12 protein-coding genes, 1 tRNA gene and 1 pseudogene are annotated in these 13229 nt (G+C 36.6%); 11 read left to right on the forward strand and 3 right to left on the reverse strand.

The window, feature by feature from the left end; translation table 11 throughout:
• Window positions 1-19: 19 nt before the first annotated feature.
• Window positions 20-613 (reverse strand): c-type cytochrome, encoded by a 594-nt coding sequence (locus RTS09_RS07920; protein ID WP_160002362.1) that lies wholly within the window; start codon window positions 611-613, stop codon window positions 20-22.
• A gap of 290 nt (window positions 614-903) precedes the next feature.
• Between RTS09_RS07920 and RTS09_RS07925 the strand changes: the two genes are divergently transcribed.
• Window positions 904-979: transfer RNA gene (locus RTS09_RS07925), tRNA-Arg, on the forward strand.
• A gap of 101 nt (window positions 980-1080) precedes the next feature.
• Here RTS09_RS07925 and RTS09_RS07930 read toward each other — a convergent pair.
• Window positions 1081-2151 carry a hypothetical protein gene (locus RTS09_RS07930; RefSeq protein WP_312535871.1) on the reverse strand — a complete coding sequence of 357 codons (1071 nt, stop codon included), beginning with the start codon at window positions 2149-2151 and terminating at the stop codon, window positions 1081-1083.
• A 657-nt stretch (window positions 2152-2808) separates the two neighbouring features.
• Between RTS09_RS07930 and RTS09_RS07935 the strand changes: the two genes are divergently transcribed.
• The 8 genes from RTS09_RS07935 (at window position 2809) to RTS09_RS07970 (ending at window position 11449) form a co-directional block, all read left to right on the forward strand.
• Entirely contained in the window at window positions 2809-3720 is a 912-nt protein-coding gene (locus RTS09_RS07935) for a YagK/YfjJ domain-containing protein (RefSeq protein WP_312535873.1), read from the forward strand.
• A 151-nt stretch (window positions 3721-3871) separates the two neighbouring features.
• On the forward strand, window positions 3872-4210 hold the full coding sequence (locus RTS09_RS07940) for a hypothetical protein (protein ID WP_312535876.1): 339 nt from the start codon (window positions 3872-3874) through the stop codon (window positions 4208-4210).
• A 38-nt stretch (window positions 4211-4248) separates the two neighbouring features.
• Entirely contained in the window at window positions 4249-5241 is a 993-nt protein-coding gene (locus RTS09_RS07945; protein WP_312535879.1) for a DUF932 domain-containing protein, read from the forward strand.
• A gap of 134 nt (window positions 5242-5375) precedes the next feature.
• Entirely contained in the window at window positions 5376-6434 is a 1059-nt protein-coding gene (locus tag RTS09_RS07950; protein WP_312535883.1) for a YqaJ viral recombinase family nuclease, read from the forward strand.
• 146 nt (window positions 6435-6580) lie between these two features.
• On the forward strand, window positions 6581-7504 hold the full coding sequence (locus RTS09_RS07955; RefSeq protein WP_312535885.1) for a recombination directionality factor: 924 nt from the start codon (window positions 6581-6583) through the stop codon (window positions 7502-7504).
• Between the two features lie 79 nt (window positions 7505-7583).
• On the forward strand, window positions 7584-7832 hold the full coding sequence (locus RTS09_RS07960) for a helix-turn-helix transcriptional regulator (RefSeq protein WP_172823551.1): 249 nt from the start codon (window positions 7584-7586) through the stop codon (window positions 7830-7832).
• A 157-nt stretch (window positions 7833-7989) separates the two neighbouring features.
• A complete protein-coding gene (locus RTS09_RS07965) occupies window positions 7990-9405 on the forward strand; it encodes a DUF262 domain-containing protein (RefSeq protein WP_083106150.1) in 1416 nt (471 codons plus the stop codon).
• A 22-nt stretch (window positions 9406-9427) separates the two neighbouring features.
• On the forward strand, window positions 9428-11449 hold the full coding sequence (locus RTS09_RS07970; protein WP_158523495.1) for a GmrSD restriction endonuclease domain-containing protein: 2022 nt from the start codon (window positions 9428-9430) through the stop codon (window positions 11447-11449).
• Between the two features lie 40 nt (window positions 11450-11489).
• Here the strand turns inward: RTS09_RS07970 and RTS09_RS07975 are convergent.
• Window positions 11490-11734 (reverse strand): annotated as a pseudogene (locus RTS09_RS07975) (integrase core domain-containing protein); the annotation flags it as partial.
• Between the two features lie 185 nt (window positions 11735-11919).
• Here RTS09_RS07975 and RTS09_RS07980 point away from each other — a divergent pair.
• Together RTS09_RS07980 and RTS09_RS07985 are read left to right on the forward strand one after the other, a co-directional pair.
• Window positions 11920-12765 (forward strand): Fic family protein, encoded by an 846-nt coding sequence (locus RTS09_RS07980; RefSeq protein WP_065252300.1) that lies wholly within the window; start codon window positions 11920-11922, stop codon window positions 12763-12765.
• A gap of 119 nt (window positions 12766-12884) precedes the next feature.
• Entirely contained in the window at window positions 12885-13217 is a 333-nt protein-coding gene (locus RTS09_RS07985; RefSeq protein ID WP_312535902.1) for a type I restriction endonuclease, read from the forward strand.
• Window positions 13218-13229 lie beyond the last annotated feature (12 nt).

Consider the following 13229-nt stretch of genomic DNA (forward strand, 5'->3'; position numbering starts at 1 on the left):
TCATCTGGGCTAAAAATGACTATTTGGCTTGAGACACCATATAATCAACCGCGTTGGTCACTTCCACATCTAGCAAATCAGCGTTACCACCTTTGGCTGGCATGGCGTTAAAGCCTTGTAGCGCGTGTTGGTGAAGGGTAGCGGTACCTTTAGCGATACGGGGACCCCAAGCGCCTTTGTCACCAAATTTTGGTGCACCTAACAGACCTGCTGCGTGACAAGTATGGCAAACACCTTCATAAATCACTTTGCCTTCACGTGGTTTGTTTGGGTCAGCGGCGCCCAATGCAGCGGCAATAGTGATATCACACTCTTTACCTTCAAAACAAACTTTACCTTGGGGGGCAATACGTGCGATTAGATTTGGGTATAATGCAACCAATTTTGCAACTTGAGGTGGATCTTCAGGTGCTTTTTCTGCTTCCTTTTTTGCCGGAGCGGCAGAGGATGCAGGGGCTGAAGCAGTTGCAGTACTTGAGGCAGTCGCGGTACTTGAAGCGCTAGCGGTAGCTGATGCCGCTGCAGGGGCACTGGCTTTATCCTCAGCTTGGCTGACAGCGATACCTGCAAGACTTAGCATAGTAATCGCTGATAACATCACTACTTTTTTCATTCGTCACGTTCTCTCAAACAGGTGAATTAAATTATCGTAATACTTTTGAAACGGACAATATGAGCCATTAGATTGCTCGATTGTATCCGTTGATGCAATATTGATGCGATAAATGTTACATAGATTTATTTTCCATACTATTATAAGGGAAAATTATCTGAAAAAGCTATGCTTATTTAATATGTGCTATCAACTTTGCCGAGCAGTTTTTGGCAGTAATTTTGATGATTTGCTTATTGTACGAAAAGTTTGCTAGAATAGTCCACTGCTTTTTTTCAATGCCAATCAAAGCGTTCGTAGCTCAACTGGATAGAGTACAGGTCTCCGAAGCCTGTGGCGTGGGTTCGAGTCCCGCCGAGCGCACCATTTTATTAGACTAAGTGTTTGATTTGCTATAGTTTTTTCTCATATATTTAATACAAAGGTACTTGGTAGGGTACTTGTGATGTTTTAATTATCACCTATACTTAATTTATCCTTTTCTCGCTATCGTTAAGCACCTCGTATTCGTCTATTTCTTCGCTCTCGAAAGCTAGAGGCTCTCCTAGTAGTAATTCTTCATATAGAGACTCAATAGCTTTAATAACTACATTCTTATCAGTTTTTAACCCATTCTTCTTCAATTCGTAAAGCTTACTATAAGTGTCTTTAGGTAAAGTTATAGAGATTTTGTAATTTCGATTTTTCTCATTTAATTTATGATTTTGCCAAGCATCCTTAAGAAGCTTAACCGTCATCTCCCTAAAATCTACTAGTATTGTTTTTTCTTTGTTTTTACCTTGGGTGTAAGTCTTATTAAATATAACTCCTGCATGTAGATTTAATGAAAACATTATATGCAGATATTTACTCTTGTAATCATTATCTAGCGGAGAAAAGTAATTAACCAAAAAATGTGAGGAACATTTTGGTTTATAAGTGTACACCCAGTCAATTAATTCTTTGTCTTTAGGTTTTATCCACTTAATGGCTATATAATTTTTTTCAAATTCGTACCATTTTTCTTGTGCATATCTAAAGTATTCCTGCCATTGATAGTTGTGTTTTTCAGGAATGTCAAAGCGTTGGACTATTTTATACGGATATGTAGTCTGTGTGTCAGTTTCTTTAACGATATAGGATATGGATGATGAATTAGTTATCCTAAGTATAGCTTCTCTCATTTCTTCTAAACTACAGTATACTCCTAAATTTACCCCAGCCAAGTTTAATGAATGTAATAAAAAAAATGTACCTTTTGGGTTTTTTAAAGCCCATGCATAGTATTTTTCGACAGACAGATATTCTAATAGATTTTTATTGACTTTATGCCAAATAATTAGTGGATTGTCTAAACTTTCAAAATAATTATAAATAGTTTCTGTATACCATTCATCACTTCTGCTAATAGAAATTAAGGGTATCCGTTGTCCTTTATAAATTTTAGGATGACTTGATAATTCATGATATATCCATTCCAAACTTCGAGAGTTCATCTTATCTAATTTCTGTTTTATTTTTATTTTATCTTCAGAAACATTTCTAGTTTTAGCAATCATAATTAAACTCATATTTAAATAGTAAAATTCTAATAATTATTATCCTATTCTTATAAATAAAAATCTACTTTTTTTATCGTATAAAAAATCTGTCTATTCATTCAAATCAGTGTATTTTTATTACTTAATTCATATTAATAAAAATGAAATAAGAATTTATGAGTATTATACTGATCAACAAAATAGTTTATTAATCAACTATTCTTAAAAAATACATCCAAGTTACTTTAATATTTTTTAGAGTATTAGTATTACCAAGTTTATGAAAATTTCAGATAGCATTGTAATCAGTTTCAAAATATAAAAATGGTGTAACTCCATTTTTTGGATTTTATTAGAATTGACTGCTAATCGCTCTATAAAACTTTATAAAATGTAGAATTGACTGCTAATCGATCTATAAAACTTTATAAAATAAGGCAAGTGGTCAAAGGTAAGTTGGTTTTGACTGAAGGGTAATTAGTTGGTTAATTATCTAATAAGAATATTCTTTGATATCTATCATGGTGTCACCACCATTATGTTATGAGTAATATCAATTAGTGCTATTATTAAACATAGCTAACCTATTACCAAATGATACTAGCAATACTGCTACCCTAAAAAAATACAATTTCTATCCTTGTTATGCATTAAACAGCTAACAAGGAGTCAATAGTGAATTCAGTAAATCTAGCGAATGTAACAGTCCTTTACCAAATCGATGAATTGGTAAAATCAGTACTATGTGATGGTAATACCGATTTGATTGATATAACAAATCGTATTAATCAATTGCGATTGCCTTTTTTGGCAATGTACGATGATGGTTTGGAGTACAACCAAACCATACATGCCTTTTTGGGCAGTATGAATGTTGCAATAGGTAGCCAATATCATTGTGATGTTGAATGGGATGTTAAGCATACACAGGCTTTTTTGGTAACCCTTGAATTATACCGCCATCAAGTGATGGCTGAAATTCAAAATCAGTTATCTCAAGAGAAGCAGAATGAAAAGCAGTTGCGTGGGTATTTGACCCAACTGATATCGCATTATTCTCGCCTACTGTTCGTTAGGGTAGACTTATTTTATCGTGACGATTGCAAAGACATGGTAAGTGTTGATGATTTTGCTCAGCATATGTCAACGCTTAGAGAATTGATTTCTAACAAGAAGACTTGTTTAAGTGATTTACAAGGGTTTGCATGGGCAATTGAAGCAGGTAAGAAAAAGAGCTTCCATATTCATCTGCTACTTATCTATGACGGTGCTAAACACCAAAATGCCTATGGATTGGCATTGCAGGTGGGAGAGAAATGGCGGTCAATCACCGATTTCACAGGGTATTATTTTAACTGTCATGATTCACACTACTTGATGAATTTGTCTAAATATGTGCCGATAGGTATTGGTATGATTTATCGGAACAACATAGAACAAGTCCAATGTGCAATAGATGTTGCTAGTTATTTAACAGAGTTTGAGAAGGAGGAATATCAACATCCTGTTGCTCGCTTGCCTAATATGCGTACCTTTGGCAAAGGACAATTTAATGTCAGTTGGCGACGTGGTGTGAATCGGATGTAGTCCATTTCTAAAATTTTTCAGATATATATTACCCATATGACATAACCATTGGTAATTCAATGGCTTATGTGAACAGCGTTAAATCCAAGGTCTGCTATGAAAATTAGCAGACCTTTTTTATGTCCTAAATTTAACCCTATGGAGCAATATAATGAAACCTCTATGTCCCAAATGCTTTAGCAGTCAGGTTGTTCCTGTGACAACTGGCAACCCAAATTTCCCACAATCACTTGATCCAACCTTATTATCACCTGCCGTGTTAGCAAGCGTAGGCGCAAGTGTCTGTAAACAACTGGTTATACCCCCCAGCCTAGGCATGGTGATTGGCACCGTGGTAGGCATTGCCTTAAGCAATCTAGGCAATCATCAAACTGCCTGTCACAGCTACTACTGTGGCAACTGCAACCAAGTCTTTGATACTGACAATCGCACCTTATCTCAACCTGTGACGGACACTGCCTGTCCAACTCAGCTTGTATCATCAAGCTAACCCATTTATTAAACTAATTCATTAAAGGAGTAATTATCATGGCACACGAAGTACAAACAATGGCATATGTTGGCGAAACCCCTTGGCACGGTTTAGGTAACGAGCTTACCCCCAACCAGTCCATCGAAGTTTGGGCAGAACAAGCAGGCATGGACTGGACAATCGAATCATCGGATGTCAGCTACTATGCCAATCATGCCGCAAGTGGCAAGCTCATTATGCCATTTGCTGATAACAAGGTACTGTATCGCTCAGATACCCTAGAGCCGTTATCCGTCGTCTCACAACGCTACCAAGAAGTCCAGCCACGTGAAATCTTGGAGTTTTATCGGGATTTGACTGAGCAAGCCGACTTTGAGCTTGAAACCGCAGGCGTACTCAAAGGCGGTCGTAAGTTCTGGGCACTGGCGAAAACTGGGCAATCCACAGCCCTTAAAGGCAAAGATGTTAGTAATGGCTATATCTTACTGGCAACCGCTTGTGATGGTACGCTTGCTACGACTGCCCAATTTACCAGTATTCGGGTCGTTTGTAACAATACCCTTGCAATCAGCCTAGCGGACAAATCAGGTGGCGTGGTCAAAGTGCCACACTCAACCGTATTTGATGCCGATAAGGTGAAAAACCAACTCGGGATTTCCATCAATCAGTGGAATGAGCATATGTACCAAATGAAGCAGCTCACTGAACGGCGGATAACTCAAGCACAAGCCACCAACTATCTCAACCGATTGTTCAATGACGTTGACGATACGCTGATTATGTTCCCAACCAATAAGAAAACCCAAAAGGCAGTCCCCAATGCCAAAGCCATGAACCAAATCATGACCATGTTTAACGGTCAAGGTCGGGGTGCAGATTTAGACTCAGCTCGGGATACCGCTTATGGCTTATTGTGTGCCGTGACTGAATTTGTTGACCATGAACGCCGGGCTATGTCTACCGACCATCGTCTAGACTCAGCTTGGTTTGGCACTGGGGCTAACTTAAAGCAAAAGGGGCTTGAAGAAGCGATGCGACTGATTGCCTAGCACCAGTCATTAGAACAAGTCGCTTAAAGCAATTTATCTACTATCTAAAACACTCTAACAACCACGCTTTAGCAATAAGGCGTGGTTTTTTTATGCCCTTTTTTTACAAACATTTAACCAAAGGAGATAACAGCATGAATGATTTAACCCTACCTACTCAAGCCACCCCCACAAATGATAGCCAATCAGTAAAGGTACGCCCAGCAGGACATGAACCCAAGTCGGCTAGACGCCTCGCTGATACTAAAAACTTAAGCCATCAAGATTGGTTAGCCGTTCGCAACACAGGCATTGGCGGTAGCGATGCCGCTGCCGCTTGTGGGCTTAATCCCTATATGTCCATGCTTGAGCTATGGCTGATTAAGACAGGACGACAAAATCCTGACTTATCCGAAGGACTGATGGAAAATGCCTATTCACCGCTATATTGGGGTAAAGAGCTTGAGCCACTCATTGCCAAGTACTACACCGCTAAGACAGGCAATAAAGTTCGCCGTGTTAATGCAGTCCTGCAACATCCTGACCCCGATAACTCCTTTATGCTTGCCAATCTTGATTATGCCGTTAATAAGTCAGAAGTGGGCGTTCTGGAGATTAAAACCACAGGGGAGCATGGCGCAAAGCTATGGAAACATGGCGTACCGCTGTATGTCACTTGCCAAGTACAGCACCAGTTAGCGGTAACCGGTAAAAGCTTAGCCCATGTCTGTGTACTCATCTGTGGGCATGAAGCTCGGGTGTATGAAATTAAGCGAGATGAGTTAATCATTAACCAATTGATTAACCAAGAGCGGCGGTTCTGGGAGTACGTGCAAAAGGATGTACCACCGCCTGCCGATGGCAGTGAATCAGCAGCGAAAGCCTTAAGTCAGCTTTATCCCACTAGTCAGGGTGAAATCATTGACTATCGGGACAATGACATCTTAAACACTTGGTTTAATGAATTGACCGAGCAGAAAAAGCTGATTGATCACCATCAACACCGCTTTGATTTTCTCAAACAGCAAATTCAGCAGATCATGAAAACAGCAGAGCTTGCGACCTTTGCCAATGGCTCAGTTAGCTGGAAGAAAGCTAAAGATAGCGTGAGTTTAGATACTAAGGCACTGCTCAAAGACCAACCCGAGCTACTTAATCAATACCCACAGGTAAGACAAGGCAGTCGTCGTTTTCTGGTGAATGTCAAAGAGTAATGCTAACTAGCTAACAATCACCCGCTTATTCTAATCAGAACACCGCCCATGTTTGTCTATCAAGCATGGGTTTTTTATTTGATTCAATCAGCCAATTAAGCAAGCCTTTTAACCCAATCTATTAAATTAAACCAAGGAGAACACCCATGATTAAAGGGTTAACCATCACACCGCCTATTTTAGGCAGAATCACCATCGGTAAGGTCGTCGAGAAAAATGGTAAACGCTTACCGGAGAAAGATGACCAATTTACCATCACCAGCCAAGTGCAATGTAAAGACGGTTGGATTAAGCATCCCCTTGATGACAAGCTACGTCAAAATGCCAATTTAACCAGTAATGGCAAACTACGCCAAATTCCTGTACGGATGTTGTTTAACACGCCTGAATTAAACCTTCGAGCAGAGTACACCCTGTTTGATCGACAAACAGGCAGACCGATTTGTGTCGGTAATGGCGAGCAATGCCAACGACGTACCCAAAACGGCGTTGAGCAATTGCCTTGCCCCAGCCCTGAGAATTGCCCTTTAGGACAAAACGGTAACTGTAAAGTGTTCGGAAGACTATATGCCAACTTAGATGATGTCGATGAGTTAGGCTCATTTATCTTTCGTACCACAGGCTACAATTCAATCAGAACGCTGATGGCTCGTTTAAGTTACTTTAATGCGGTCTCAGGTGGCTTGTTGTCTTGCTTACCGTTACAGCTAACGATTCGTGGGAAGAGTACGACACAAAGCTATCGGACACCCATTTACTACGTGGATTTGACCTTGCAGGATAATGTGAGCTTAAAGGATGCGGTGGAAAATGCTCAGGCGATTCATGCCCAGCAACTACAGTCTGGTTTCAATCAGCAGGCGTTAGAGGAGGTGGCTAAGCTTGGCTATGCCAATTCAGCGTTTGAGGTGGATTCAGATGAGGGATTGGCAATCGTGGAGGAGTTTTATAATGCGGATGCGGATAGCGATGCGATTGTTCGGTCAGTGGGGAGTGATAGTAATTCATCCGATGGACAGTGGCAGTCGCTTGAGGATGAGCTTAGGCGGAGTGTGAGGAACGTTAGCTAAGATGAGATGACGTAAAAAAATATGAGACAGCGCATTGATATGAAAGGAAATTCCCCTTGTATCAATGCAGGAGTTAATCATGAAAACAATCAATTCAAACAACCTTCAGCTAACAACAATCGTGATGCCACAGCTTATCTCAATCCAAGATGTTATTAAATGCACTGGTCTAAGCCGTGCCACAATTTATCGCATGATTGATGAAAAGTCTGATCACTACGACCCAACTTTCCCAAAAAAGGTACAGCTTTCTCAAGTGCGGGTCGCGTGGGTGGCTAGTGAAGTAGCGGAATGGATTCATCAAAAAATTGCTAGTCGGTCTGCATGACTGAGAGCATAAATAAGCCTGTGATATACAGGCTTATTTTTTTATCTTAAAAATTCACATATAGGTATAAGTCCACCATATTTATAATTATGCTTGTATTGTTTAGCAATTCTGGTAAATTGAATCTGTTTTCAAAATATTAAATGGTTTTAAATTTATGTCGACTTATCAAACTATGTTAAGACGTAAAACTGGTTCAGCCAATATAAGATCAAAATCACAAACTTCCTATAAATATAATAACAAAAGAATTAAACCAAAATTTGTCGATGTTTTGACAATTGAAGGATTATTAAGAAACTATAAGCTTGAAATTCCTGAGTACCAGCGACCTTATAAGTGGCAAGAAGAGCATATAGCGAGCTTGCTAGATGACTTGCAGAAAAATTTAGAACTGCCATCTTATCGTCTTGGAACTATGGTACTTTTCAAAGAAAAACAAAAATTTTTTATTGTCGATGGACAGCAAAGATTTATCTCAATTATCTTAATATTGCTTGCTTATTTAAATAATGATAATTGTTTGAATCGTTTTAAACTGATCCAATTAAGCAAAAAAGTAAGCTCAATTAGTAATACTCTTAAGTTTATCAGTGATATCTCAAAGGCTAATATTCAGCAAAATTACCGTTTAATAGAACAGGAATTAAAGAAGCCTGAGTTCCAAAATAATATCATTGAATTTTTGCTAAAAAAATGCGAGGTAGTTGTCGTAACACTTGATGATATATCAGAGGCTTTTCAGTTTTTTGACGCACAAAATGCTAGAGGCAAAGATTTAGACCCACACGACCTTCTTAAAGCCTTTCATTTGAGAGAATTTAGCGAACGGGACAAAGACGAAATTTCTGGAATTGTCACTTATTGGGAAAGTTTATCCGCCAAGAGTTTGAAAAGTTTTTTTGCCTATTATCTTTATCCTACTCGTGGTTGGATACAAAGCAAGTCAAGCCGAAATTTCACCAAATCTGAAATTGGTATGTTTAAAGGGATAAATTTAGATAATGATGAGATTTACCCGTTTGCAGAACAATACATAATTTTAAATCTAAAAAGTGGCGTTAAGTTTCCATTTCAGCTTGATCAAAGGATTATTAATGGTAAAAGATTTTTTGAAATGGTTGAGCATTACAGAAAACGATTCAATGAGTTAGATTTAGAAAAATTTGACAAAAATTTTGATATAGACGAAAACTCTAAGCAAATTCTAATAACGATAAATAATTACACTTACAATAATTCCTACATTAGGATTGGTGATATTTATATTTTAAGAGTATTTAAGTCATTACTGGTATTTTACATTGATAAATTCAAAGATAAAGATTTATCAAATGCCATTAGAAAAATCTTTATATGGATTTATAGCTTAAGATTGAACCACGAAAAGGTTCAGTTGGCTTCTGTGGACAACTATATTCTAGAGAGTAATTTGTTTGAGCACTTGAGCGAAGCACACCAACCTAAAGAGTTTTTGACATTCCGCATACCAATGGTAGAAGGTGAGAAATCAAGCAAAACTGGTGAAATCTCAAAATTATTTAAAAAATTAGGGTATATGAAAGATGCGTAGCATAAATGAACTCCCAAAACTCATGACAATAAAAGAAATATTAAGCAATGAAAACTATGTAATTCCTATTTATCAACGTAATTATGCTTGGGCAGATGAAGAAATTAATCAGCTGATTGAAGATATTATTAATTATACGACTAGAGCTTCAAACAACGAAAACTATTATATTGGCTCACTTATAGTATTTAAGAGAACTGGTAAAAATCAAAAAACAGATTTCGAGGTAATAGATGGACAACAGAGATTTAGCACATTAACGTTACTAACAACTTACTTAAAAAACCACGCTCCAAAACTTGATGATACTATTGATTTAGGCTGGTTCATTAAGCAGAACATAATTTTTGATAATCGTCAAAAATCAACTGAGACTTTGAATAAACTTTTTGAAAAAGAATTTGAGAAAAGAATTAAAAGAAAGCAATATAATGATGAGAGTGAATTAAATCCTGATATCATCAGTGGGTATAAGATTATTGAAAGTGCCCTGACGGAAAAGCTGACAGAACATGAAACCACCTTATCAGTATTTTGTAAATACCTTTTCAACAATGTAAAAATCCTAAGAATTGAAGTTCCAGAACATACAGACCTAAATCATTATTTTGAGGTGATGAATAATAGAGGTGAACAACTTGAAAAACATGAGGTATTAAAAGCAAAATTTTTAAGTTACTTAGCTCATGACTCAAAATCGACAAAAATTTTTAATGATATTTGGGAAAGCGTTGCTAACATGGAAAAATATGTTCAGACAGGTTTTGATACTAAGTTGAGAACTGAAATATTTGATAATTCATGGGCAGATTTAGTTCCCAATAGCTTCAAAGAAATAGCAGATTGTTATACTGTTATTGATGCCTTTAAAGAACAGAGCAAAGATAATATTGAGAAAAAGACACTTCATGAAATTATCCATTCAAAAGAAACTTTTTCTTCAAAAAATCCAGTTAAAGAGGATGAGCAACAAAGATTTGGTACCGTTATCAATTTCCCAAGCTTTTTACTTCATGTACTTAGAGTTTTTACTCAAAAAAATGTAAGTTTAGATGATAAGGCTTTGTTGACCGAGTTTGACGAGTACTTATTTAATAATCATGATGAAATGGTTATTAGAAGGCAAGTTAAGAAATTTGCCTATCAATTGCTTAAAACAAAATATTTGTTTGACACTTACATTATTAAGAGAGAACGTGAACAAGATAATGAATCATGGGAAATACAGTATTATACGAAGAACAAGAAAACACACTACTACAAGCAAACTTTTGAAAGTGACTTAAACCGTCAAATCATGATGTTACTTGCGAGTTTCCATGTTTCAATTCCGTCAATGAATTACAAATATTGGCTAAATGGTTCTTTACAATGGTTATCTGACAATTACGAATATGAGAATCCCATTGATGGTAATGAATATCTGCACTATCTATTAAAAATGGCTAATAGCTTTTTATTTGACCGCTATTTGGTTGATAAAGGGTCGATTGATGAATTAGATTACTATCACATTATTTACAGTAACCATGCAGAACCGCAACGCCATGTTGAATCAATTGAAGAAATTAATCGTGATTTACTTATTTATAAATACATAAAAAATAATTTCGTATTTAATTACTTAGACTATTTGATTTGGAAGAAAAATTTTAGGAAAAATGGTAAAGATGCTTTCAGCGATTTTGATTTTTCTTTCAGAAGCTCAGTCGAGCATTTTTATTCTCAGACAGCAGACGGATATAAACCTATGCCTATTCAAGACAGAGACAGCTTTGGCAACCTTTTTTTAATAAGCCATAGCCAAAACTCTTCATTTAGCAACAATATCCCTGCTGTGAAGCTTTCTATGATTAAAAGTAAGTTTCTTGGACGAGAGTATGTTAAAGGTAAGGAAAATATTCCGAATCTTAAAATGCTTGAGTTCGTTAAAGATGTTAAGCTTCAGAAAGACTCTAATGACATCACTATGCAAGAGTATCAAGACATTATTAAGAAGCATGAGGAAAAGATGCTTCAGTTATTTGTAGATAATCAAATATGACCTCGTTAAATTCAAATTTGTATATTGAACCGTCCCGAGTTTATCGGAGACAAGATTGCTTGAGTCGGGCAGCATAGCCTAACTGTTTTAGTGAACGATAGTAGATATTTTCCGCATCAATAGGCGACAAATATCCATTAGTAGAATGCAATCGTTCATAGTTGTACCAGTGTACCCAACCAAGGGTAGCCAGTGCAACATCATTCACCCCTCCCAGTGTTGTTTTAAATAATGAATCACCTCCGTTTTGTAGAATCCATTCACGCTTTCAGCGATTGCATTGTCTGAGCGAGGAATAGCGAGCACTGCTTCGCCCAAGTGTAAGACGTAGGGCTATGCTCGAAGTGGAGTCGCCGACAATATCGGGTCAGTTCAGAGGAATATAGAGCTACTATTAAAGTAGCTCTATATTTTTTGAAAAGAATATGGTGAAATGTTAAAAATCAATTAATCAAAAAATGAGTAAAATTATGTATAGTAAAATGAATAAGTCGGAGTATGAAGCCCTAAAATCTGCTTACAGTCGTGATGAAAAACAAAATCGTCTTCAATTTTTTAGAGATTGGTATGAAGAAGATAAACTTATATTTAAGAAAATGATTCAAGAATACTTTGTGAATCTTTTACTTCCAAAAAACGATGAAGTTTATTACTGTTTAATTGGAATAGACCGCTATGAACTTTTCGGTATACCATATCATTCAGTAAGTTCAAGACCTCGAGGTTTAAAGACTTTTGAAATTCAGAGTATAAAACCGATTTTAGAAGAATTCCCCAATCTACCTATTGGTTATGATATCAATATCTATGAGTTTAATGGTGAAAATATTGCAATCATCAGATTTGGTGTTCCCAAGATTGCTAAAGAAGATCCACCTACATTTATTAAATGTCCTGATCATATAAGACTAAGACATCGTCTCCCTGTATCAAGAAAATTCAATTACTTTAAAGGCTATAAAGCGAAAAATTCAAACATTAATGAGGTTTCTAAAGATGAATCAACGGTCTCACCTGTATTAGAAGAACAAGCCCAATCAATGAGTATATCTAATACCGAAACTACTTTATATGATGCTAACTCAAAAATCGAACAGCTATTAAAAATCATTGATGAGCAAGAATTATCTACCAAAGAAATTATGAAAAAACTTGGGATAGACTTAGAATCTCGAAAGTTTTACAACCAAAACTATTACCGACCTGCTGAACAGCTTAACTTAATAGAAAAAACGATTAAAGATAAACCGAACTCAAAATACCAAAAGTACCGCCTTACTCAATTAGGTAAAGAAAAATTAGCAACTTTAAAGTGATTTCATTAAAAAGCAACGCATCTGTGGCTGTTTTTTGTGCATATTTACATTAATCTTGTAAAGTATCTAGATTCACTCACCTCATGTAACTAACCTATTAACGATAAAAGATAGTACCAATGGCAACCCAAAACGAAGATACGCGAGTTAAAATACCCACTATTCTACACTTAATGCGACTTGGCTACGACTATCTATCGGTCAAAGAGTATAAAGATGATTTCGATAAGGAATGTAACATTCTTATCTCCGTTTTTGTTCAATCGCTTAAACGAATTAATCCAAGCCTAAAAGACGATGATATTAATCGCTTGCTTACCGATATTAAGCTTGAGTTAAAAAATAACGATCTGGGGCAAGTTTTTTTTGAGCGACTGCAAAACCAGTCTGGCACTAAGCTCATTGATTTTACTATAGTAAAAGAAATTAAAAACTACCACAAATCCACATAAAGTAGAAGAATA

The sequence above is a fragment of the Moraxella sp. CTOTU47618 genome (assembly GCF_032017425.1).
GTDB classification, from domain to species: Bacteria; Pseudomonadota; Gammaproteobacteria; order Pseudomonadales; family Moraxellaceae; genus Faucicola; species Faucicola tetraodonis.